We start from the raw sequence: 23,579 nt of genomic DNA, 5'->3' as shown, positions 1-23,579 counted from the left end.
GTGTTCACTTTTTCTATTAATCGCTTTTATAGCTAACATTCATAGGTTAACTCAAAGCAAAATTGCTCTTTATTTGCAGCTCAAATCAGACCAATATTGATGAATGGGAACTTGAGTGTTACCACTCTTAGTTCCCATTTTGCGTGTCACGTATCTTGCAGTCTTTTAACTAGCAAAATTATCCTTCGCTGAACTGGGTTTACAATTCGTAAGACACACTAAGTCGCCAAGTCATTGGGTCAGCCATAAAACGCGGTTGCAATAAACTAAATCCAAAACCAGTAAAGGCGTATTTTTCATTACCTAGATTTTTACCTGATAAAGTGACTTTCCAACCGTCGTAGGCATAGGCCAAATAGGCATCAATTAATGTGACTGGCTCGATATGGCCGATTTCAGAATTGTCTGCAGTTGAATAGTAGTCATCGCGATGGTTAAGGTTGGTCCCCATCATCAAGGTGCCATCACCAATGTCTTTTGTATAATCCAGACCCACGGCATATTGGAACTCAAATACGTTGGTCATTTTATTTCCGACTAAACCACCGTTTGTAGCAACACCATTAACGTTTACCGACGTATATTCGCTATCCTGAGAAACACCGTTAGCCCAGAAATTTAAATTGGAGGTTAAACGCACATAGAGTTCAACTTCCAGACCAGTGTGCTCAGCATCATAGTTTTCAGTAACGAAAGAACCTACTTCGTCCACAGATTGCTGTTGTAAACTTGAGTATTCATTGAAGAATCCCGCAACATTGATTCGTAAACGGTTATTTAACCACTCACTTTTCATACCCGCTTCATAGGCGTCCATCACCTGCATATCAAACGGTGTATTTAAGCCTTCAGCATTGGATGCCAAACTATTATAACCACCCGCTTTAAAGCCTTCGGTAAAGCTAGTGTATAAAAGCAAGTCATCATTCGCCTGGTAATTAAAGGCAATTTTTGGTGTGAATTTTTTAAAGGTGTCTTGGCGTGCTACAGGAGCCGTTTCTAAAGTGGCATCGAGTTCTTTATCATCCCGAGTATAGCGAGCCCCAAGGGTGAGTCCCAACTTATCCGTAAGGCCGATATTGACCTGACCAAAGGCAGCATAACTCTTAGTATCAATATCAAAAGCACCATAGGAAGGTGCAAAAAATACTTCAGAATTGACTATTTGCTCGCCAGATTCAGTGAAATAATACAAGCCTGCTATATAGCTAACTTTGTTGTCATAGGCTTCACCCTGCAATTGCACCTCTTGACTAAAGCTTTTTTGGTCACTTGTTGAGATGCGGGTAAAGAGTTCTGCGTAACCATCAACGGGAACCCCTAGCAAAGCGTAATCCACACCACCACTAAAGCCCGTTGACCAGTCATTTTTTAATTTTGACCAAGAAGTAATAGACAACAGCCTCATGGACTCATTTATCTCTTTAGTCAGGTGTAAACTTGAGCCGTATTGCTTATCGTCAGTGAAAGATTCAAAAGGAGATAAGACTGTATCAAATTCACCTGAAGTAAAGGGTATTTCATCGTATTCGTTATCTAATTGCAGAGGATCAAGTGCCGATGCATAAAGCCCATCACTTTCATAATCGGTGTAAAACAACTTCCAGCGCGCCGTGAAAGTATCACCCTCATAAAACAAATCGCTTTGAAAACCTGAATAGTCTTCTGCGCCAACTTCTTTGTCTAAAGAAGCATTATATTGACGGCCACCATCACGTGTACGGATCATCCCGGTGATGCCGCCTCGCAAGCTTTCGTCGTCATTTAGTGGGCCGCTCACGGTAAATTTATCGTATATTTCGTTCCAACTACCTATTCCAAATTCATTTTTAAATCGAAACAACTCATCGGGTACGCGGGAAATAATTTTCAGGGCACCAGCAGAACTATTTCGGCCATACAGGGTACCTTGAGGACCGCGTAATACTTCTATTCGCTCGAGGTCTAAGGATTCAATAAATGAAGCAGCTAAACGAGGTTGATAGACATCATCAACGTAAATTCCAACTTCGGGTTCTGAGGTAATAAGCGCCCCATCAGTCACCCCTCCACCACGAATAAATGGAGTAATTCCAGCACTTCCCCCTGTTACACCTTTAATCATGACATTTGGCATAACTTGGCTTAGGTCCTTGGTATTATCAATCTGCATTCTCTCAATGTCTTCTGGACCAAGAGCAGAAATAGAAACCGGTGAGTTTTGAATATTTTCAGCTTTGCGCTGGGCAGTAACCGTTATTTTCTCAATAGCCAAATCATCTGCAGATGTCTGTTGAGCTAAGGTTGTACCTGATGTAGCAAGCAAGGAACCTGCCGCTAAACTTGCATAAAGTTTTATTTCAGCTTTTTTCATACTTTTTTCTCCGACCTATTTGTTATAATTTTTTTTATAGTGCTAGTTTTTACTTGGTTGGTTGAAAATCATGTCATTCTAATGTTTAAACTTTAAGCAAAATTCAAATTAACAAAATCCCTCTAACTACATGATTTAACGTGGCTTTTTAAACGTTCAAAGCTATATTTATGCGTCGTCCGCCAGTTAAATCTATCCTTATCCAGCTCACTTCACTATGACATTTATCAATGTCTACTCACTAAATTCGTGACTTTTTAATGGGGTCTCTACATACATCGGTAACAAAATTGCGCCATGTAATTTTTTAACTGCAACGGATTCAGCAAGCACGGTTAACTCCCATACCAGAGGTGTCAAAACTTCCTTGGGAATAGTAATCTTGAGGATTGAGCTTGTTCTGTAATAGTGTTAATTGTAATCGTTCTAACAAAAGCGCAGGACCCGTTGCGTACACCACCACATTGCTAAGTTCCGGGCGCATATTCAAAATAATATCGAGTGTTTCTGTAACTTTTTCCGACAAATTTGCACAGCCAGGTGGCAAGGTTTGAATCACTTCAAATCCACCATAGGTGCTAGTTAAATCCAGGTAGAAATCTTCAGCAGCTTGACCTTGCCAAATGACAGTAACACTGGCGGCTTGCATTGCTTTTGGCAAAGCCTCTAGGGTTGCTAACATTGACAATACGGGAGAAACATTACGGCCATAAATGACAAAAAACACATCACGCTGGCTGACATTTCGTAAGAAAAACGCGCCTTTAGGTCCTTCCAGACTAAGTAGATCTGCAACTTTCGCCTGTTTAAACCAATAGAGGTCCATAGGATCTTGATTATTTGCTAATACATGCAATGCAATTTTTTGTGGTTGGGTGTTGCCATTTAGTTCAGTAACACAATATCGACTTGAAACCCCACCCGCCTGAGATAAGTCTACATACTGACCGGCAAGGTAGGAGAATTTGACTATCAGCGGTAACTGCAAAGTCACTTCTAAAACATCTGGAGTTAACCACTCTAGAGAATCAATAGCACATGGTATGGAGCAGACTTTAGGAACGGAGACTTGTTGCAGTTGGCCAGCATCAATGTGCACATCGGTCAGTGCAGTGTGGCAACAAGTTAAAATCCAATTCTCATCGATTTCTTGTTGTGAAAGTTGTTGGCAACGATAACTCTCAGATTGACCTGTTAGCAACTTCACTTTACAAAAACCACAGCGACCAGCACGACAGCTATGGTTGATTGGATAGCCGGCTTCAATACTGGCATCAAGAATGGTCTGCCCGTCTTTTTGCTGAAAGACCACACCATTTTGAGTGCTAATTTTCATGAATGAAACTTGCTCAGAAACCACATTATGCAACCGCTATCATTGCTCAGTTGCCATTTGAAAACCTTTCGGCAAACCGGCATCTGGAGTGAATCCAAACAATTCTACCTCAGCGGGTAAGCTGTCACGCAGGATCTGTCTAGCCAATAATAAACGTTGATAATTAACCCCAGTTTTTAGGCCCATACCTTCTAGTAAAAACACCAAATCTTCGGTGATGATATTGCCTGATGCACCAGGTGCAAATGGACAGCCACCAATGCCAGCCATCGACGAATCAATTGTTTTGAGGCCGACTTCCAATGCAGCCATTACATTTGCCAGGCCCTGACCACGGGTGTTATGAAGATGTATTCCGGTAAGTTTATCTTTACCCACTAAATCCCATATACCTAGGGTTAACCGTTTAACTTGGGTAGGCGTGCCAAATCCTGTGGTGTCAGAAAGGCCCACTTCATCACAGCCAGCTGCAACCAGTTTATCCGCCATCTCGAAGACTTTAGATTCAGGTACGTTACCTTCCAGGGTGCAGCCAAAAGCGGTAGACAGTCCCCCTTCTAAAGTAATGCTATGGGGATTATCAGACTGATCAATAAGCTCACGTATTTTAACCACTTCTTCAATTACCTGAGCGTGTGTGCGACGCACATTTTTTAAACTATGGGTCTCTGAAACGGAAAGCGGAATGGTAATTTTATGGGCGCCAGCTTTCACAGCATTCTGAGCACCTCTAAAATTAGGAACAAGTACAGCGACATTTAAATTAGGAATTGAACGGGCAAATTCGACTATTTCGGCGGTATCAGCTAATTGCGGAAGAACGCTGGCGGGAACGAAGGAACCCACTTCAATTTCAGGAAGTCCAGCAGCGGCCAAAGCACTGATCCAACGCTTTTTATCAGCCGTTGACATAATCGGTTTAATACTTTGCAGACCATCTCGTGGGCCAACCTCACTAATTTCAACATCAATTTCTGACTTCATTCACTACCACCAACCAAATAAAGATATAACCATATATCATTCTATCTTTTACTTCAACTGTAACACGCTAGAATCAATAGCAATGCCAAATTGAATTGGAGTCTGTAATCGTATCTAATCGAAAATTGAAGCTAAATTCACCCATATCTTAGGGAATCACCTGACGACTTATTGCATCAATGTTATAATAATAGTACATTATTAAATATTGTGTAATTCGGTTGGTTAAAAATTATGTATATTATTGAACCGAACTCATCACTAAACACTGCTATAGAAGTGTAACCAATTATATTTATGGAGAGCGTGTGAATACCAAAAGTAAAGCATCGATTGTTTTAGATAAGTTGGCTGGCATAGTTGGTCAAGACTACGTTTTAACTGATGCCGACTCATGTAGCTTATATGCACAAGACGTCTTTACTAAAGATATACCGGCCCTTGCCGTTGTTCAGCCAAGTTCGACCCTTGAGTTATCTGAAGTCGTGAAAAATGCAACCGCCCACAACTATATAACCATTCCCCGTGGTGGAGGTATGTCTTACACGAGTGGATATGTACCGCAACATGAAAACTCAATCATCATTGATATGAGCCGAATGTCAAAAGTGGTCGAGATCAATAAAGAAGACATGTACGTCACTGTCCAATGTGGTTGCACTTGGAAAGCACTTTATGAAGCGTTAAAGAATACCGGCTTACGTACTCCTTGCTGGGGAACCTTGTCGGGTATATACGCTACTGTGGGTGGCGGTTTATCACAAAATGGTATGTTTTGGGGTTCAGGTCAGTTTGGTGCCATAGCCGACTCAGTAGTGAGTATGGAAGTCGTCCTCGCCGATGGTTCCATATTAGAAACCGGTGCAGCAGCGCAAGTCAATGGAACCCCCTTCTTCCGCCATTTTGGACCTGATTTAACAGGTTTATTCGTAGGTGACACAGGTGCACTCGGCTTTAAAGCGCAAGCGACATTTCGCCTAATGCCAGAATTGACCGCCAGAGAATATATTTCTATGGACTTCAAAACTTCCGATGATGCATTGAGCACCATGAGTGAAATTTCTCGCCGTGGCTTGGCCATGGAGTGTTTCGGATTCGATCCTTTCTTGCAAGCTCAGCGCAAGCAACGTGAAAGCTTAGCCTCAGATGCAAAAGCCTTAGTTGGCTTCATGAAATCAGCAGGATCCATCGGTCAAGCTATTAAACAAGGTTCAAAAATTGCCTTCGCTGGTCGTGGATTTATGGATGATGTTGATTTTTCAATTCATGCATTTATTGAAGAACGCTCAACTCACGGGGCTAAACAATGCTTGGAAGAAATTCGAGCCATTGTGAAAAAGAACAATGGTAAAGAAATAGAAAATACAATACCTAAGATTTTGCGGGCCAATCCTTTTGGCCCAGTCAATAATATGGTTGGCCCACAAGGCGAGCGTTGGGTGCCGGTTCACGGTCAATTCCCTCATTCAAAGGTGATTCCTGCATTTAACGCTGCTGAGTCAATTTTTAATAGCCACAAAAAAGAAATGGAACGATTAAATATTGGTGTTGGTTATTTATTTGCCGTTATCTCTACCAATGCATTCGTAGTGGAGCCGGTATTCTTCTGGCAAGACTGTCTCAATGAACTACATGAAAAGAGCGTAGAGTCTGGGCATTATAATAAATTGAAAAAGTTTGACGAAAACATCGAAGCACGAGATACAGTAACCCGCATTAAAAATGAAATTGCCGCTAAGTTCAGTGAATTGGGAGGCGTACATTTCCAGATTGGAAAAGCTTATGCATATAAAGAAGGTATAAAGCCCACCGCTTTAGATCTTATTAAACGCATCAAAGAGCTTGTTGATCCCAACAGACTTGTTAACCCTGGATCTTTAGGTTTATAAACGACTAAATGCATCAGTATGTTGTAAAGGCATAATCATTGAAAAGGGCAGCGTGAATGACAAATAGTGTTAAAATGTTGGATGGTAGGTCAATACCAAAACTTGGTTTAGGTGTTTGGCAAGCGACGAATGAACAAGTTATCGAAGCAATTACCACGGCTTTCGAAGCTGGTTATCGGTTAATTGATACAGCATCTGTTTATGAGAATGAAACGGGTGTGGGTGAAGCGCTTAAGATGAGTACTTTACCCAGAGAAGAAATGTTCATCACCAGTAAACTTTGGAATCCGGATCAAAGCAACGTTGAACAAGCGCTAGAGGATAGTTTGACTCGTTTGCAACTTGATTATTTGGATTGTTATTTAATTCATTGGCCTGCACCTTCTTTAGGGCAATACACCAACGCCTGGAAAGGATTGATCAAAGCGCAACAAAGTGGCTTGATTAAGTCCATTGGCGTGAGCAACTTTTTACCCGAACATATCGATACATTGATTCAACAAACCGGTGTGACACCTGTTATTAATCAAATCGAAAAACACCCCCTGTTTAGCCAACAATCTCTGTCTGAATGGTGCACACAGAGAGGTATTCTTGTTCAAGCGTGGAGTCCGTTAGCACAAGGTGGAAAAGGTATTTTTGAGCAACCAGAAGTAACCACTATTGCCGCTAAATATGCAAAATCTCCAGCACAAGTCATTTTGCGCTGGCACTTGCAACACAACACCTTAGTGATACCAAAATCAGTGACACAATCTCGTATTGTAGAAAATATTCAAGTTTTTGATTTTACCTTAACACCTGAAGAAATGACGTTAATTGATGGGTTAGACAAGCATCAACGACTTGGACCCGACCCTCTCGAATTTGTTTGAGAAAAATAGATACCTAAAACACAATGACTAACATTGGGAATAATATGAACAAACATTATCCATGGCTCATCGCCTTTATCGCGTGTATCGCATTGCTTGTCAGTAATGGCATGAGTATTTCCGGTTTATCCGTTTTTGATGAATCACTGCTTAACGAATTTGGTTGGTCGCGGGGCTCTCTCAAATTTAGAGATATGATCACCTTTGCCACCAGCGCATTACTCGCGCCTTTTGGCGGTATCATACTCGATAAAATCGGCGTTAAGCGTTCACTATTGTTTGGTTGGTCATTACTTGCCATTGCTTATACTTTGTATAGTCAAATTGAATCACTGCAAGGATTGTACGTGGTCCACGCGATGCTAGGCTTAGTGCTAATATTCTGTGGTCTAAACCCAGCGGTTATTTTGGTATCCAATTGGTTTACTAAAAAACGTGGAGCCGCCATAGGAATAGCGTTAGTGGGAACTAGTCTAGGGGGCGTATTATTTCCCCAGTATGGTTTATATATGAACGAGCTATACGGATGGCGTTCAGCAATGCAATGGGCTGCGCTATTCCCAATTGCCATGTTGGTTATCGTGTTATTTTTTGTGCAAGACAATCCATCTAAAAGAAAACAAAACACTCAATCCAGTGATGAAGCAGAACCAGCCTTACCTCCCACCGGAATGGATTATTTAGACGCTATTCGCACTCGTACTTTTTGGGCGTTAACCTTAGTGGCGATGACAACATTTTATACGGTATTAGGGGTTCAAGCGCACTTATTCCTTTACATGCGCGATCTAGGATTTGAAGCAAGCACTGCTGCTAACGGCATTAGCTTATTTTTCACTTGTGCACTTATTGGGAAGTTTGTATTCGGATTTTTAGCCGACCACATTCACTTCAAAAAAGTGTTTATTGGCAATATTTTAGTGATGTTGAGTGGTTCTTTATTGTTAGCTTTGATGAACAAATCCATTTTATGGGAAGCAATTATTTTGTTCGGTCTTGGTTGGGGTGGCGTTTACACTACAATTCAGTTGTCAGCGGTTAACTGTTTTGGCTTAAAGTCGGCAGGAAAAATACTTGGAACCATCACGGTTTTAGATTGCCTAGGGGGCGGTTTAGGTATTTGGCTTACCGGGGTATTTTATGGAATGAACTCAAGCTACGATTTAGCTTTTTGGGTATTCTTTGGACTTATTTTGATAGCCATTCCGTGTATTACCCAAGTAAAAGAAACTGCCTATACTAAATTAAGTAAAACGGCTGCTTAGCCAACGATATTGAGCTAAGGCCTTAACGTATTTTGTTAGGGTCTTGGCGCCCTCCCCCTTCTCTGATTGATTACATCTTTTTCATCCCACTTGGTTTCTCTTAATACAATTTTGCTACTTTTAAACTAGCACCTTCCTGCAAACATCTTGGAAAATGCTAATAATATTAAGTATTTACCGCAGTCCAACAGGTTTAGATAAATTAAAACACAAAAATCACTTGGTTTTTGACATTTGTTAAGGCGGCGAAAATTTAAGCTGCTTATGCTGGTAGCACATAAGCACAAAGGTTGCGAGTGTCGGTTAACTTTTAAATGTTACAGGTTATTTAAAAAACACAAAAATCACAAAAGAACGTTTCATTTTTCGTAAAAGTTAATCGCTGCCTAGATAAACACTAAAAAAGGAATGGTTATGATCAACTCTAAATTACGCAAATACGTGTATATTGCGGGAACCGCATTCGCGTTATCTCCAATTGCTACAACGCTGGTACACGCTCAAGATGCTGGAGCAGAAACTGAGGTTAACAGTAATTCACTGGAAAGAATTACGGTTAGTGCGCGTAAAACAGATGAATCCATTATAGAAGTACCTCTTTCAATCCAAGCATTTACTAGTGCAGATTTAAAAGAGAAAGGAATTGCAGACTTAGAGACCTTAGCTAATTTTGCCCCTAATTTGGATTTCCAAAACGTGGGTAACTCCCAACCAGGTAGATATAATCCAGGTATTCGCTTTAGAGGAATGGATATCGCTATTACCACACCGACCACACAAACAGGTGGTTTCTTGGTAGACGGTGTTGCCATGCTCGGCGGTGCAAGTTCAGTTTCATTTAGTGATATCGCACAGGTAGAGGTAATCCGTGGGCCACAACCAGTCTATTTTGGCCGTGGTACTTTTGGTGGTGCAATTAATTACACTACAGTCACCCCAACTAGTGATTTTAATGGTGGCGTTTCGGTTAACTACAGTCCTACATTTGGTAGCCAAGAGCTAGAAGGTTATGTGGAAGGTGAAGTTATTGAAAATTTAAATGCTCGCCTAACTGCATTTTCTCGTAAACAAGGGGCCCCTTTTACAGCCAATGATGGCGGTGAACTTGGAGAAGAAAAAACCACAGGTGTTTCGTTAATAGTGTCATTTACACCAACTGATGACTTAAGTATAAAAACACGCTTTGCCTATTCCGAAGATGATGATGGCGCGACAAGTGGTACATTTGTGCCTTTCTCTATTTATAATAATATTTCAGCTGGTGATGGAATTACTATTCCAACCAACAACGGCATTCAGGATGTTACCTTTACCCAGCCTTGGCTTACTGGTTCCCTACCAACAATAGATGTGAGCAACAACGCAACGTTTTACGACCTTGTAGTTGCAGGGCAACCAATGTTTGACCAAATACTTGCCGACGGCACTTACAATACCTTAGATTTACTAAACCAACGCCCCGACTCAGGCGATACTCCAAGCCTTAATAAAATTGGCCTAGCTGCTGAGTTAGTGGTCTTTTCATTAGATGCTGAATACCTAATCTCAGATGACTATACCTTGTCAATATTAGCTGGCTACAATAAAAGAGATACCACGCAAATTCGTGATAGCGACCAAACAGACAGTGAAGCTTGGATAACGGCAACTTGGTTAGAATTAGAGTCTTGGTCAACCGAAGCGCGTTTCACATTCGATAATGCAGGCAAGTTGCGTTGGATGGTAGGTGTAAGTAAATCAGAAATTGACCAAATGGGCGACGTTGACGGCGGTTGGAATGTATTTAACGGTTTGTTTGGTGGTCTAGAATTTGGTTATGGTTCAAGCTCACTTGATGCTACCAACATTGCTTCTACGGGCGTTTTTGGTGCCATTGAATATGATTTTACTGACGAATTTACAGCAGTATTTGAAGGTCGCTATCAAGAAGACACCTCAATTACCCGTGGTGGTGTAAGCGAAGCAACGTTAACTGATGCAGTTGAACAAGACTACGACGCTTTTTTACCTCGAGTGAGCCTTCAATACAAACCAAATGCTGATACCAATGTATTCCTTACTTATTCAGAAGCGCTATTGCCTGGTTCGTATAATGCGCAACTTGACTCTATAGACCAAGACGACGCGGCAGCATTCCTAGCAGAAAACCCGAATGTACAAAAGACCACAGGTGAAGAAAGTTTAGCCAGTTATGAGCTAGGCTTAAAACAGGCTGTATTAGATGGCAGCGTGTGGTACTCATTAGTCGCATTTTATCAAGAATGGGAAGGAATGAAGTCTTCTGGTTTATATACATTTTTTGGTGCAAGTACGGGAACCCCTTATTTCTTAAACCCAACAATGGAAGGTTCAAGTACACAGCAAGGTATCGAAGCTGAAGGTCGTTGGCAGGTTAGCCAAAACCTAAATGTTCAATTTGCTTATGGTTATACAGAATCTGAATACGATAGTTACTACAGTAACTCGTTCCGTAGTGTATTAGGCTTGCCATACGGTACTTTCCTCGAAACTGCTGGCAACACGCTCCCTCGTTCACCAAAACACAGTGGTGCAATAGGTGTTAGCTGGAAAGATACGTTAAATAGCGAGTGGGATTATTCTGCACGTGCAGATTTAACCTACAGAGGTAAAACCTATACTGACGAGCTCAATTTGACCACAATTGATTCATACTCATTAATGAGTCTAAGTTTAGGTTTCCAACATGAGAGTGGTATCGATGTTGAGTTGTACTGTAAAAATTGTACTGACGAAGATGGCTGGGCAACTGGACGTCGAAACACTGACTTTAGTGCAATACCAAACTTCTTCTCGTCACAGGGCGCTGTAGTTGACCCTATAATGCCAAGAGAAGTTGGCGTAAAAGTCGCTTATGCGTTTTAATTAGTAATACTTTTAGAAGGCGCCTACTTTAGGCGCCTTTTTTATTGCTGTTTATAAATATAACTTTAATGGCCAAACCATGAACACAACACAACTACAAAACACCGATTTACATAAAAAACTAATCGTTAGGTTTAGAATCATTCTTATCTTTTTAACATTCGCAGGAATGTCATTTATAGGCAATGCCGAAGATTTACAAACTGTACCGTTTTGGCAGGCGCAACAAGGACACTGGCTCAGCGAAAATACTTATATGGATGGTAAATACAACCGCAAAATTGCGCACTACGGGACTATCTTTTCTATCAATGTCGACGCTGAAGAAGCAACAGTAGTTGAGAGAAAATTTTATCCACCTGGTCACTTTCCTGGTTCTGCGGTAGGTTTAGAAATACCTGAGACTATGGGGGTTCAATTAATTCAAATTACAAAGGCGAAAACTATCGGCAGTGAAGATGCGCCTGGAAGTGTATTGTTTGCGCCACTAAATGCGTACACGGCAAATTCCGAAGATAGAATTCAACCAGTTACTGACAGTGCCGCACTTTTTACCTCTACGAATACATCTAGTAACCAACTCACTTATCAGATGCTTATCACCCTTCCCAGTCCAAATACTCGGATTGTGGTCAATTTAGGTCTTAATCAACAGGATAAGATATATGAATTGGGCCCTTTGCGTGGGGTTTCGGTATTTTCAGCCGTTCGTATTGAGTTAAGTGATGTTGATAAAGAACAAAAACTACTGCGTGAGCGCTATAACACTGGGGTTGTGGTAACAACAGATGAAGATGGTAAATTCAAAGCCACTTGGCTAACTAAACAGTAACCACCTACTAAAATCAAAAAGGCCTTAACACCTACATGTTAAGGCCTTTATAAAATAATATATTGAAAGTCCTAGAAAGGTTTAGTTGCTCCTAAGAACCCAACGCCGGCAATAATAATCCAATATACATAGGCCAGATAGCGAGAGATTCGAATTGAATTTTCCAATTCAGCTTCTAAGGCATCATCTTGTTTTTCTGCTAACTGTCTAAAAATAGTCGTCCACTGACGCATTACGTAGCGCAAATACAAACCAATACATAATAATACTGAGAACAACAGAATCTTGGTTGAGAACCAACGCATTCCTTCAACCGCAATAAAAGGACCATGTCCTAATAGTGACGATACAGCGCAAATAGCAATCACTGGGATCAAGATATAACGTAATTTTTCGTCTATTTTAGTCAGCATCACACCGCGATCAGTTTCGCGGAAATAAAATGCGGACCAGCAAAGTACTAACCAAGCTGCAAATATGCCCCAAACTGTCGCTAACACCCAACCACCATAAGGTTGAATGCCCCAAATATTGCCCATATGGAAACCAAGTGGAAACAACAATAAAATTCCTGTTCGCGCTAAGATATCAATGCGATAGGCGGTTTCTAGATGTCGCTTTCGCTCATCCATAGATAATTTTCTATTTACGACGTTAAATGCGATCTGGAAAACACCCCATTCACCACCTAACCAGTAGACCATGGCAATAATATGTGCCCATTTGAGAACGGAAAGTTCTACTATACCCATTTTGTAAACTCCTTCATGTAAGCTGAGTTTACAATACAGTCTGAAAATTTACCGTCCTTAACAAATATCAAAAAATCGTTAACTAGTTTAAAGCTCGGCTTAATAGTTAATTCTAAGTAGGCGGCCAAGCAGCTATAGTTTAGAGTTGGTGTGCTAGGTCTATGTCGTTTCGTATGCTTAGGTTAACTTGCTATCAGGAACACTCTCAATTATGACAATTATCAAAGTGCATTGCGCCCAAAGCCTTTACACTAAAGTCAAATTTGCTTAGAAAATAATAGAGAAAAAAATGCTTAATACTATTGTGCAATTAAAACAAACCCCAGAAGGTGTACCCGAACCTAGTGACTTTCAATTAGCTAGCGCTGAAGTTGATGCATTGCAAGAGGGTGAAGTGCTTTGCCAAATCATGTATTTGTCTCTAGACCCTTATATGCGAAGTCAAATTTCTGGACTGCATATTTCGGGATCAGTGTTACCTGGCACTATGATGAACGGTGAAACCATAGCGCGGGTGCTAGAAAGTCGTTCAGATGACTTCCAAGCCGGTGAAATGGTTCGAGGCTTCGGCGGATGGCAACAATATGCAATTTTACCTGCAAAAGCATTAACTAAATTACCAGCCGATGCGACTAATTATTCTGCCTATTTGTCTGCTTTGGGTTCAACGGGATTAACCGCTTATGCTGCATTAATACTTAAAGGCGCACCTAAGCAAGGTGACACTGTTGTGATTCCTGCTGCTACAGGCGGTGTGGGTTCAACGGCTGCACAATTGGCGAAAATATATGGTTGCAAAGTGATTGGTATTGCCGGCGGTGAAGAAAAATGTCGAGTGGCTGTTGAAAAGCTGGGATATGATGCCTGCATTGACCGTAAAACAGAAAATGTTGCTGAAAAATTAAAAGAGTTGTGTCCAGATGGCGTCGATATATATCTAGATTTAGTGGGCGGAGAAACCCTAAATATCGTGTCCAGTCAATTAGCCATAGGCGCGCGCGTTATCCTCTGCGGGATCATGTCTGAAGTCAATAAAACTGAGCGTTCTGGTGGCCCAATGCCAGCTATGTGGATCAAGAGTCGAGCAACAGTATTTGGCTTTGTGGTTTATGACTTTGAAGGTCAACGAGCTGACTTTATTAAAGAGTGTCAGGGCTACATTGATGAAAACCGTTTAGTGCCATTTGAAGACGTCACTGAAGGTATTGAAAATGCTGCCGACGCTTTCTGTCGATTAATGGAAGGCAAAAACATCGGTAAAGTATTGGTCAAAGTTTCTGATTAAGTAACAGAGCATGACACGAATGAAAAAACACTATATTGACCTTCCTGAAGGTCAAATTCATTTTGTTGTTGCGGGCCAAGGCCAACCTGTTTTTCTGCTGCATCAATCGCCTATGAGTATTGCCGAGTGGGATGAGATCATTCCAGTATTGGCAAAAGACTTTATGGTATTCGCACCAGATATGCCCGGCCATGGTCAGTCATATGATCCGAGTTATGCCATGCAAGTTGAGGATTTTGCTCAAGTAACCTTGCAGTTAATTAACAAACTAGGCTTTGAGAAGGTTATGTTAGCTGGTAATCATTCAGGCGCGGCTTTGGCAACCTGTATTGCGACCCAAGCTCCCCACAAAGTCTCTAAATTAATTATTTCCTGTGAAATGTTAGCCTCTAAAAAGCAAATCCACGAAATTATGGAAGCCTTTAAGAACAAGCCAATATCTCGGGAAATTCCCTTCGACGATGAAGGACAGTTTATTGCCGATGCATGGAAACGCTATCAGATGCTTGCCCCAACAAGTTCTTTGGATACGCGTTATAAACCTTTTATCATAGGACAAGCAGGTAGATTACGTCCCTATGATATTCATCACTGCGTTTTAGAATGGATGGAAAAACAAGATTGGGTAAGTCAAATAACATGCCCTACTTTGGTATTTGGTGCAGAAAATGACTTGTTTTATTCTCTTTCAGAGCTGCAAAATGCGCTGACGCGTATAAAGCAATGCGAAGTAACCACCATTTCCAATGCTGGCGCCTTATGCACCTTTGAGAACCCTTCAGAAATTAGCAGAAAATTCCACGAATTTTTAACTAAATAGAAATTAATCTACTTGCAATCTCCTGTAGCTCGGTATCTTATCGGGCTAACTTAGTTATCTAAGACGGCTTTTTTCACGCTTATCATTTACTCAACATACCTCAAAAGTGTCAGTTAAACACACAAAAAAACCTCAGAGCATGGTTACAATGCATCTGAGGTTTTTAAGAAGTCGTATTAAATCAATTAATAGGACGCTGATATACTATATTTTAGGTGTAATACGGGTCTTTCATTGGTCCTAAGGACTTAGAACGTACAGGTTGTAATGGTGCTGGAGCTTCTGTTCCAGGATAATCTGGTCCCCAATTCACCGGATCGCCATGCATTTCCATCTTCGCATTATCCGTATACCAATCCACTAATCGGCCGTCGCAACGCAGTAGCCAAGTAGTACCTTCAGGTCCAGCCACAAAATCACCATGGCGAATCAAAGGCGGACGGAAGAAATACACGCCTGGCCATTGTTTACCAAAGTTAAACTCGAAGGTTCCTTCTAATGTATAAGCTTCTTCATACACAGGGTGATGAGCAAGTGGATGTTCTACCCAACCAGGCTTAGCTTTAATAAGGCGGGTATAAAAATCAGTTTTCTCATCACGGAACAATAGTTTAATGAACAACCCAGGAACCGGTGTACCACCAGCTGAGAAATCCATGGGGCTGCCTAACTCTACCGGCACCCATTCCATTAAATTACTGTGCTTAACAACTAATTTCTGATCTTCACGAACACCTTCTTTATCAGCACTCGCTTCTTCAAATTCCCAAGTGCCAAATTCACGGAAATAAAGAATTTCTGTACCTGGTTTCACTTCAATAGCTGGGCACAATACGCCAGGAGGTGTGCACCAATAGCCACCTTCAGTCAGCACTTCGTCGCCAATTTTTACTTCGCCACTGAGTAAGTACCATTCAGTTTGGGCTACGTGAACACCAGCAGGTCTCTTCCAGGTAGTTTCGAATAATATTTTTGCAGATACAGAACCATCTTCTTCATCATAAGATAGGTTACGTTGTTTAGCTGTACCTTCAGTTGCACCGACTAGTTCCGAAGGATGCCAAATCAAGTCCTTTTCGTCGATCATTTCTACATGAGGTCTCATTATTTCTCCAATCAGTTATATTAAGAATGGTTAAAATTATGTTTTCTAAAGAGCTGACGATACCACTGTGCTCTGTCGAAGGTTGCTTAACTTATTCATTCTAAAAATAGGCTAAACAACGCTTAATTCACCAAGCAACTCGCTTGTAATTTAAAAGTCGACAATTTTTATGCCGCAACTTGTGCCATCAAACATGGCTTGTAGTGCATCAGGCGCAGACTCTAACCCTTTAAACACGTCTTCAGTCGACTTAAGCTGACCTGATTTGTACCATTCAATAAGCTCTTTCTCTGCTGCAGGGAATTGATTGAAATAATCCCACACAAAGAAACCTTCGATACGCGCACGTTTATATATGACATTATAGTAGTAACGCGGACCAGGAAGCGGTGGTTCTTGGTATTCAGTTGCAATCATTCCACAGATAACAGCACGACCTTTTAACGCTATATTTTTCAAAGCGAAGTCAAGAATATCTCCGCCAACGTTATCAAAATACACATCAATACCATTTGGACAGTACTCTTTGAATTTTGCTTCTATATCGTCATTTTTATAATCGATAGTTTCATCGACACCAACGAACTCTTCTAGCCACTTGCATTTATCTTCACCACCAGCGATACCGATAACTTTGCAGCCTTTAATTTTTGCGATTTGGCAAACAATAGATCCAACACCGCCCGCCGCTGAAGATACAACTACAGTTTCACCTTTTTGCGGTTTACCAATATCGAGTAAACCGAAATAGGCTGAGAAAGCCGAAGAGCCAAGAATACCCAAATGTAAATACAGGGGTTCTTGAGGGTTATCTACTTTTTGCAGTGTTTTAACCAATAAATCCCCTTGGTCACCACTTTGAACTGAATAGTCCTGCCAGCCAGTAGAACATGCGACTATATCACCCACTTTGTAGTCATCATTATTTGATTTTAAAATCTCACCAACTCCGCGACCACGCATAATGTCGCCAATTTCAATGGGGGTATGAAATCGACTTTCTTCGCCCATAAGATAGGCGCGCTGAGCGGGTGAAAACCCGAGTGCAGTGGTTTTAACTAAAAACTCACCTTCACCTGGCTCAGGGATGGCTGTTTCTTTCATATCGAAAAGTTCAGAAGTGACTGCTTCACCCTGACGAATATTTCGACTCAAACAAAGTTGTCTATTTAGTGTCATTGATTCGACCTTAATTACGCTTGATAGAACCGTCTTTTCATTAATTTTATGGTAAAAAACCGGGTTTTAATAAAATAACCGTTCTGTTAATTTGTTGTATGTTGATAGGGTCTTTTTGCAAACATACGGTCAAACCGAATATGGTGCTTTAAAATTCTATTTGTAGAATTTTAGTTCTACCGTCAACTACGAATATTGACCGTGAATGTTTGGATAAACTTTTATCGCAGACATATCAAGAGAGAATATTTAAGCTATGCTGGATCTCGGTCAATGCTTAAATAATACGTTCGCTAATAGGGGTATTGGAATGATAATTGTCAATAAACCAACTAATTTTTACTAAAAATAAGGAAACTAAGGCAACGTAAAATGATTAAATTTTCAGCTAAACAGAGGGCAATTTCGCTGATAAATTGATCAAATGAATATAAAGTGTAAGTATCTGTTGATTGTTTAATATGCAAGCATAGAATGAAAAGGTATAATGACGTAAACATAATTCTTTTACGAGTTCAATCCGTTAAAAACACACGACGACATAAAGGAAATAAATTTGTCAAAGTTAACAATAATTAAAACCCTTAAACAATATGGTCAGCACATTGGAATGGAATGGAATGGTCCTACACCGCTGTATCACAAATTATATAGTCTGTTAAAAGATCAAATCATCGATGGCACCATCAGTTACGGAGCGCAATTACCCACAGAACAAGAATTGGGTGAGGCATTCAAGCTGTCTAGAATCACAGTAAAGAGAGCTATGGATGAATTGGCAGCAGAAAAATTGGTGGAACGTCGTCGTGGCCGCGGAACATCTGTCACTTATAAATATAAGCCTAAGCCAGCCAAATCTCCGTTAGTAGGTTTACTCGAAAATATCGAAACTATGGGCCGACACACGCTGTCCAGAACCATCGAAATATCACAAACAGTACCACCTGCGGATATTCGAGAAGCCCTGAGTCTAAAAGACACAGAAACCGCCTGTCGTCTACTTCGGGTTAGATTAACTGAAGATGAAAAAATCCCCTACGCTTATTACATTAGTTGGACTTTAACCTCTGCAGATACATTTAATGCGGACGCATTGAATAATCACACGCGGATTGAGCTACTGAGACAAACAGGTATCAATATTTCACGTATTGATCAGATTATTAGTGCTGAAGTGGCTAGTACAGAAGTTGCGAGAGAACTAAATATACGAGAAGGAAGTCCGTTGTTAGTGCTTGAACGTCGCTCTTACGACTCCGATGATAAACTCATTGATATATTGTATTGCCGTTATAATCCGTCCATTTTCCAATATCAAATGACAATGGATTTAGATGGTTATAAAGAAACTGTCTAAAACTTAATTAGACATATCGAATTGCGCCAAACTAATCTAGAAAAGACTAATTTGGCGCCGATTTAGTTTACGATTTTTTAACCGGTGCAGGAGTTTGTTCGTTAGCGTAATGCTCCAAACTAGACCAGCTAGGCTCAACCCACTCAGTTGGCGCTTCAAAATATTTAGGATAGTGTTTTTTCGCGTAGGCTAATACCTTCGGAGACATCATATCCATATTATCGTAACAGCCCATGATACAGTTATAATATGCGTGCCCTTCTGCTTCACCCATTAACATCCAGGGTAACCATGGAGTAATACGATTCCAGCTGCCAGAGAACATTAAGCCAGTCACTTTAGGATCGGCAAGATCTTCTTTATCGAAAACATACGTAAACATTTCAGAAACGCGATTCATCTCACCTGATGATTCACGGGGCCACTTATCCGGTTGCAAAGCATTTTTGTAATATAAGTGCGTATTACTTTGCAACATGACTTTATTATCGCCCACTTCAGTCCAAGGTAGAATCATTGGAATGTCAGGCAGATCAACTTTTTTGTTTAAACCGCCGTATGAAGGTGGTTTGGGATAAAATGGACCAATTTTAAAGTTAAAAGGGTCGTTAGCAATATGGACGACTTTAACAGTTTCATCGGTATAAGGGTTTTCCCATTCTTCAAGAACTTCCCCGGTTTTCAGGTCAGTGTAAAAGCCAACTTCCCGTAGTAGTTTTTCATATACGCCATTACCAGCATCTTTAAGCCTGGCAAAAGAAAACCCTTCAAAACCGCACAATTCTCGGTTCTTCTCACCTTTTTTCACACCGATAACAGTACCGCGATACCAGCCAAACTTTTGCTTACCAAATTCGAGGTCGCCCATGATTCGAGCGAGTGCATCACGATTCCAATAGTTGTCACTGTATTTAAGTGTACCGGAGTCTTTAGGTAATTTTGAACTTACCGTTGGGTCTATAGTAATAGCGTGAGCCCGGCCAACGGCCATGCCAAGACCTGCACTAGCTACGCCTGCACCAATAAGACCTTTGGCAGTCTTACTTAAAAACTCACGACGAGAGCCGGTCTCATCTAAGTCATTTTTTTTCTTATCTTTGTCCATTACTTACCTCGTTCTTAATTAAATATTAACTACTTAAAAAACTATCTTTTTAACAATCAAACTCTTTACGGTCGTTTCGACATTAACTAACTACAAATGTTATTAGTCTTGAGCAACAACAGCACTATATAACCACTAAAGGACTGTCTATAGTTGCTAGCGCTTCAACACCGTCCTTAGTTATTCTTACCAAATCTTCCAAATGACAATTCCCCCATCCCATTTCTAAACTGGGGAAGTCGACGGTTAAGGTCATATTTTCTTCTAGAATTAAATCATCTTTAACCTGAAACGGCAGGTTATCCCTGTATGGCTCATCGGTATGTTGTAGTCCTACAGAGTGAGGTACCACAATTAAGGGCGGCATTTTTAATCCAGAGCTCTTCATGGCGAAACGGGCGGCTTTTTCAATTTCGGAATAACGGACACCGGGTCGCATAATTTCTAGCGCGGCCTGCCAGCCAATTTGTAATAATTTAGTTCGCTCAAGCAGTTCTTTTGAAGGCTCTCCTGCAACCACTGTTCGACCAAAGTCACCGTGGTAATAGTTAATTTCACTGACTGCATCGACTAAAATTGGTTGGTTTTTAATGATTTCGCCATTGGTTAAACCTCCAACGGAACCTGCAGCTAACCAAGTCGCTTTTGCCCCGAGTTTAGCAGCCTCTATAGCAAACAACTGGTCAATATCTGCATTGCTAGCACCAACATCTAACTGCTGAATCATATTCATGGCAGCCTGTTGATTTACCGCAGCAATACACCGCATATGTCGAACTTCAACATCCGATTTCACAACCCGTATTTTTCGAAATATATTGTCGCCATCAACACATTGAGTCGTGTAATGACCTGCACTTTTTAAAATTTCCGTGAGCCTTAAATCGTCTACAGCTACTTTTGCGTGATCTAAGCCCGCTTCTTTTAATGCCATTACCAAAGCATGTTGTGGCGTAGGCATAAATTGCCCTTCAAATCGTTTCTCAATCCCTATCCAATCTAATTCTCTGGGTGTTAGGCCTGCCTCATTAATTTGTAAAATGGATGTCAAACCAGGCGCGGCCTCTAGTCCTGTATCTACAGATTCTTGACCGACAAAATCATGCCAATTAGTCGCGGCAGAATAAGGAATAATCTGTGCGGTTTCACGTAATCCATTTGATATTTGCCATAGATCAGTGCTCCCTACGACTAAGATTGTTGGCTTTTTTTCATCTCGCGGAAAAACCGCAAAACTAGGTTCACGTGTTTGAATTTTCACGTTGAAAGCGACGAAGTTACCAAGATAAAATATGTTTACCGGATTAAAAGCAACCAGCCCATCTAACCCTGCTTCGTCTAAAACTTTATAAGCCTGGGACTTATTCACCAGAGCGCTCCCAACGAATGATGCAGCGCTGTTGTTGTTTCCCAAGCTTTTCACATCAAGCATACTCATCGCCCCACTATCCAGCAGTAAAACTAGTTGTAGTATTGAAGCATTGAGTAACTTGATATAAATGTGTCATTAATCAATCTTACCACTGGCGATATCGTCGATAACTTGATTAAAACGACTTTTACTATCGCGCGCTTTCAGTTCTGCAGACTCCTGATTCATCACACTGAAAAGATTTCCTAAGAAGACTTGGCGTCTAGCTTCGCGCTCTTCCAATGTTGCTTGGTCAGGTGTGTAGCTTTCAATTTCTTCCGCCGTCACTTGATTCTTTTGAGCGGATAATTTTTCTAAAGTATCCAGTCGATCACGTGTTGCTGATAATTCTTGTGCCAGAACCATTACCATATGCATTAGATAATCAGATTCTGGAGCCTCGTAAAACGCTGGGCGTTTACCTTTAATAACTTTATGTTGATTCATTTTTTCACCTATTAGACAATTTTATTGGGATGGAGCTACCAATAGCATTAAACAGCTTTTTGAGCTATCAACACTTCCCATCCACCACCAGGTGCATATTCTCCAGCGGTAAACTCTCGGTCAGTGAGTTCCTGCGCCATATCTTCAGAATAAGATTCACTCTGGCCTATCAACTCCATAATCGCCATTGGAGCAGTATCAAATTTAATATCTTCGCGCTTGAAGCCTGCTTCTACAGCCGTTTCTATTTGGTCCGTATTGCGCATAGCAGTCCAGAATGGTTCGTTGTTATACCAAGTTTCGTTATCTAGAATAAGTTGTGTGTACGGGTCCATATCGTCAAACGGAGGCAAGTCTGCGTGGATCATAATTCCACCAGGCTTAAGTAACCGCATGCACTCTTTGAAGATTTTTGGCATCGCATTTTTAGATGTTTCATGGAGTAAAATGTGAGAAACAATAAGATCAAAACTTTCATCTGGATAATCCGTTTTCTCAGCGTTTGCCAATTTGAAATGTACTGGTAATCCCAAACCTTCGGCACGATAGTGTCCGTAAGTAACACAAGCTTCAGAAACGTCAATTGCGTGTACTTCAGACTCTGGGAAAAGCTCGGCATAAGGCAAAGTGGAGTGGCCAACTGTGCAGCCCATATCCAAAATACTTGTTGGCTTAAAGTCTGGGTAGTTACGACTAATATAATTACAAACCGAACGACCCATGTCGTCGTTGTTTGGTCCCATATAACCCAACGCATAAATATAAACGCCTCTATCGTAAAGTGCGCCAGTATATAATTTACTCACGTCGCTAGGCCCACAGTAACCGCCAGGCATACAGTGAATATCCAGTTCAGAAATATATTTGGGGACAACGAATCCTTCATCAATTTTTAATGTACCGCCAGCCTTTGGCACTGCTTCGGCTTTCTTCTCAAGTTCTGCTATTTCGCCTTCAATTCCATCAATCACCGAGAACCACTGTAATTCCTGGCTTGAACGATTAATACTAAGATACGCTTTAAATATAGGGTCATCGGCAAAGGCTTCTCGGGCTTCTCGATAATCTTTCGGATCATGTTCGTGGGTCTTGTTAAATTTAGCCGTAGCGCGGGTTTGATAAGCATTTTGGACTAAAGGTAATATGTCTTGTTGAATGTAAGTTTTTAAGCTTTTCACAAACTCTTGTCTGGCGCGATCATCTGCATCGCCAACAACCAACATTGGATGTTCGTTTTGTTGAAATGTATTTAGTAAGCTTGATGTCATAATTATTTTTCCGTATATCTTGTTAATGATTTACTGTGACTATTCTGCTGTGCAGTTGAACGGCAATTAAGCTCAACCTCTGTGCTAGCTAAAGCGAAGCGAAATATGACGCTAAATCAGCAATTTCTTGGTCCGTTAACGATGAAGCATACAAATTCATCATGGGATCAATACGCTCTTTACTCCGAAAGAGTTTTAATTGAGCTTCCATATAGGGTCCATGCTGACTTGCTAGATTTGGCCAAACGGGTCCATAACTAATTCCTGCACTACCATGACAACCAACGCAACCTTTGGCCACCGCTAGTTTTTTCCCTGCCTCAACATCTCCGGCAAAAGCACTTAATGCTGGTACGAATGTGAGTAGTAGCACTAAGATAATTCTTACTTTTCTGCGCATAGTTAACTCCAACAATGCCTGTTTGAATATTTA

19 protein-coding genes are annotated in these 23,579 nt (G+C 40.9%); 8 read left to right on the top strand and 11 right to left on the bottom strand.

Annotation, left to right across the window (positions count from 1 at the left end; all coding sequences use genetic code 11):
• Positions 1-199 precede the first annotated feature (199 nt).
• From Q4574_RS07230 to Q4574_RS07220, 3 genes are all read right to left on the bottom strand, one after another.
• Complete coding sequence (locus Q4574_RS07230) at positions 200-2,353, bottom strand: TonB-dependent receptor (RefSeq protein WP_303473046.1); 2,154 nt, start codon at positions 2,351-2,353, stop codon at positions 200-202.
• A 322-nt stretch (positions 2,354-2,675) separates the two neighbouring features.
• Positions 2,676-3,689, bottom strand: a complete 1,014-nt coding sequence (locus Q4574_RS07225; RefSeq protein WP_303473045.1) for a 2Fe-2S iron-sulfur cluster-binding protein — start codon at positions 3,687-3,689, stop codon at positions 2,676-2,678.
• Positions 3,690-3,728: 39 nt separating this feature from the next.
• On the bottom strand, positions 3,729-4,673 hold the full coding sequence (locus tag Q4574_RS07220) for a hydroxymethylglutaryl-CoA lyase (protein ID WP_303473043.1): 945 nt from the start codon (positions 4,671-4,673) through the stop codon (positions 3,729-3,731).
• A 308-nt stretch (positions 4,674-4,981) separates the two neighbouring features.
• On the opposite strand from Q4574_RS07220, the gene Q4574_RS07215 reads away from it, so the two are divergent.
• The 5 genes from Q4574_RS07215 (at position 4,982) to Q4574_RS07195 (ending at position 12,417) form a co-directional block, all read left to right on the top strand.
• Entirely contained in the window at positions 4,982-6,562 is a 1,581-nt protein-coding gene (locus Q4574_RS07215; protein WP_303473041.1) for an FAD-binding oxidoreductase, read from the top strand.
• Positions 6,563-6,618: 56 nt separating this feature from the next.
• The gene (locus Q4574_RS07210; RefSeq protein WP_303473038.1) at positions 6,619-7,437 is read left to right on the top strand and encodes an aldo/keto reductase; all 819 of its coding nucleotides are present in this window, start codon (positions 6,619-6,621) and stop codon (positions 7,435-7,437) included.
• 44 nt (positions 7,438-7,481) lie between these two features.
• Positions 7,482-8,702 carry an MFS transporter gene (locus Q4574_RS07205; RefSeq protein WP_303473035.1) on the top strand — a complete coding sequence of 407 codons (1,221 nt, stop codon included), beginning with the start codon at positions 7,482-7,484 and terminating at the stop codon, positions 8,700-8,702.
• Positions 8,703-9,116: 414 nt separating this feature from the next.
• Positions 9,117-11,585 carry a TonB-dependent receptor gene (locus Q4574_RS07200; RefSeq protein WP_303473033.1) on the top strand — a complete coding sequence of 823 codons (2,469 nt, stop codon included), beginning with the start codon at positions 9,117-9,119 and terminating at the stop codon, positions 11,583-11,585.
• Positions 11,586-11,664: 79 nt separating this feature from the next.
• Positions 11,665-12,417, top strand: coding sequence for a hypothetical protein (locus Q4574_RS07195; RefSeq protein WP_303473032.1), 753 nt, complete (start codon positions 11,665-11,667; stop codon positions 12,415-12,417).
• 71 nt (positions 12,418-12,488) lie between these two features.
• Here the strand turns inward: Q4574_RS07195 and Q4574_RS07190 are convergent, their stop codons facing one another.
• Entirely contained in the window at positions 12,489-13,169 is a 681-nt protein-coding gene (locus Q4574_RS07190; RefSeq protein WP_303473030.1) for a hypothetical protein, read from the bottom strand.
• A gap of 289 nt (positions 13,170-13,458) precedes the next feature.
• Between Q4574_RS07190 and Q4574_RS07185 the strand changes: the two genes are divergently transcribed.
• Together Q4574_RS07185 and Q4574_RS07180 are read left to right on the top strand one after the other, a co-directional pair.
• Positions 13,459-14,454, top strand: a complete 996-nt coding sequence (locus Q4574_RS07185) for an NADP-dependent oxidoreductase (protein WP_303473027.1) — start codon at positions 13,459-13,461, stop codon at positions 14,452-14,454.
• A gap of 10 nt (positions 14,455-14,464) precedes the next feature.
• The gene (locus tag Q4574_RS07180; RefSeq protein ID WP_303473026.1) at positions 14,465-15,274 is read left to right on the top strand and encodes an alpha/beta fold hydrolase; all 810 of its coding nucleotides are present in this window, start codon (positions 14,465-14,467) and stop codon (positions 15,272-15,274) included.
• Positions 15,275-15,485: 211 nt separating this feature from the next.
• On the opposite strand, the gene Q4574_RS07175 is transcribed toward Q4574_RS07180, so the two are convergent.
• Both Q4574_RS07175 and Q4574_RS07170 read right to left on the bottom strand, forming a co-directional pair.
• Positions 15,486-16,379: a DUF4437 domain-containing protein gene (locus Q4574_RS07175; RefSeq protein WP_303473024.1), complete on the bottom strand. Its 894-nt coding sequence runs from the start codon at positions 16,377-16,379 to the stop codon at positions 15,486-15,488.
• A gap of 150 nt (positions 16,380-16,529) precedes the next feature.
• Entirely contained in the window at positions 16,530-17,558 is a 1,029-nt protein-coding gene (locus Q4574_RS07170; protein ID WP_303473023.1) for an NADP-dependent oxidoreductase, read from the bottom strand.
• Between the two features lie 556 nt (positions 17,559-18,114).
• Between Q4574_RS07170 and Q4574_RS07165 the strand changes: the two genes are divergently transcribed.
• Positions 18,115-18,915 carry a GntR family transcriptional regulator gene (locus Q4574_RS07165; RefSeq protein WP_303473021.1) on the top strand — a complete coding sequence of 267 codons (801 nt, stop codon included), beginning with the start codon at positions 18,115-18,117 and terminating at the stop codon, positions 18,913-18,915.
• 67 nt (positions 18,916-18,982) lie between these two features.
• On the opposite strand, the gene Q4574_RS07160 is transcribed toward Q4574_RS07165, so the two are convergent.
• The 5 genes from Q4574_RS07160 to Q4574_RS07140 form a co-directional block, all read right to left on the bottom strand.
• Positions 18,983-20,020 (bottom strand): DUF1838 family protein, encoded by a 1,038-nt coding sequence (locus Q4574_RS07160; RefSeq protein WP_303473019.1) that lies wholly within the window; start codon positions 20,018-20,020, stop codon positions 18,983-18,985.
• A gap of 124 nt (positions 20,021-20,144) precedes the next feature.
• Positions 20,145-21,389, bottom strand: a complete 1,245-nt coding sequence (locus tag Q4574_RS07155; protein ID WP_303473016.1) for a Xaa-Pro peptidase family protein — start codon at positions 21,387-21,389, stop codon at positions 20,145-20,147.
• 138 nt (positions 21,390-21,527) lie between these two features.
• Positions 21,528-21,878 carry a hypothetical protein gene (locus Q4574_RS07150; protein WP_303473013.1) on the bottom strand — a complete coding sequence of 117 codons (351 nt, stop codon included), beginning with the start codon at positions 21,876-21,878 and terminating at the stop codon, positions 21,528-21,530.
• Positions 21,879-21,925: 47 nt separating this feature from the next.
• The gene (locus Q4574_RS07145) at positions 21,926-23,146 is read right to left on the bottom strand and encodes a class I SAM-dependent methyltransferase (RefSeq protein ID WP_303473011.1); all 1,221 of its coding nucleotides are present in this window, start codon (positions 23,144-23,146) and stop codon (positions 21,926-21,928) included.
• Between the two features lie 88 nt (positions 23,147-23,234).
• Positions 23,235-23,546 (bottom strand): cytochrome c, encoded by a 312-nt coding sequence (locus Q4574_RS07140; protein ID WP_303473010.1) that lies wholly within the window; start codon positions 23,544-23,546, stop codon positions 23,235-23,237.
• Positions 23,547-23,579: the final 33 nt, after the last annotated feature.

The organism is Aliiglaciecola sp. 3_MG-2023, assembly GCF_030548205.1.
Classification (GTDB): Bacteria; Pseudomonadota; Gammaproteobacteria; order Enterobacterales; family Alteromonadaceae; genus Aliiglaciecola.
This window is presented reverse-complemented; position numbering and strand designations above follow the sequence as displayed.

What these genes read in the sequence shown, in the direction of transcription:
- Q4574_RS07185 (WP_303473027.1), top strand. Translation starts at nt 13,459, where the DNA reads ATGCTTAATACTATTGTGCAATTAAAACAAACCCCAGAAGGTGTACCC.
- Q4574_RS07160 (WP_303473019.1), bottom strand. Translation starts at nt 20,020, where the DNA reads ATGGACAAAGATAAGAAAAAAAATGACTTAGATGAGACCGGCTCTCGT.
- Q4574_RS07140 (WP_303473010.1), bottom strand. Translation starts at nt 23,546, where the DNA reads ATGCGCAGAAAAGTAAGAATTATCTTAGTGCTACTACTCACATTCGTA.
- Q4574_RS07230 (WP_303473046.1), bottom strand. Translation starts at nt 2,353, where the DNA reads ATGAAAAAAGCTGAAATAAAACTTTATGCAAGTTTAGCGGCAGGTTCC.
- Q4574_RS07175 (WP_303473024.1), bottom strand. Translation starts at nt 16,379, where the DNA reads ATGAGACCTCATGTAGAAATGATCGACGAAAAGGACTTGATTTGGCAT.
- Q4574_RS07145 (WP_303473011.1), bottom strand. Translation starts at nt 23,146, where the DNA reads ATGACATCAAGCTTACTAAATACATTTCAACAAAACGAACATCCAATG.
- Q4574_RS07195 (WP_303473032.1), top strand. Translation starts at nt 11,665, where the DNA reads ATGAACACAACACAACTACAAAACACCGATTTACATAAAAAACTAATC.
- Q4574_RS07205 (WP_303473035.1), top strand. Translation starts at nt 7,482, where the DNA reads ATGAACAAACATTATCCATGGCTCATCGCCTTTATCGCGTGTATCGCA.
- Q4574_RS07210 (WP_303473038.1), top strand. Translation starts at nt 6,619, where the DNA reads ATGACAAATAGTGTTAAAATGTTGGATGGTAGGTCAATACCAAAACTT.
- Q4574_RS07150 (WP_303473013.1), bottom strand. Translation starts at nt 21,878, where the DNA reads ATGAATCAACATAAAGTTATTAAAGGTAAACGCCCAGCGTTTTACGAG.
- Q4574_RS07180 (WP_303473026.1), top strand. Translation starts at nt 14,465, where the DNA reads ATGACACGAATGAAAAAACACTATATTGACCTTCCTGAAGGTCAAATT.
- Q4574_RS07200 (WP_303473033.1), top strand. Translation starts at nt 9,117, where the DNA reads ATGATCAACTCTAAATTACGCAAATACGTGTATATTGCGGGAACCGCA.
- Q4574_RS07170 (WP_303473023.1), bottom strand. Translation starts at nt 17,558, where the DNA reads ATGACACTAAATAGACAACTTTGTTTGAGTCGAAATATTCGTCAGGGT.
- Q4574_RS07225 (WP_303473045.1), bottom strand. Translation starts at nt 3,689, where the DNA reads ATGAAAATTAGCACTCAAAATGGTGTGGTCTTTCAGCAAAAAGACGGG.
- Q4574_RS07190 (WP_303473030.1), bottom strand. Translation starts at nt 13,169, where the DNA reads ATGGGTATAGTAGAACTTTCCGTTCTCAAATGGGCACATATTATTGCC.
- Q4574_RS07220 (WP_303473043.1), bottom strand. Translation starts at nt 4,673, where the DNA reads ATGAAGTCAGAAATTGATGTTGAAATTAGTGAGGTTGGCCCACGAGAT.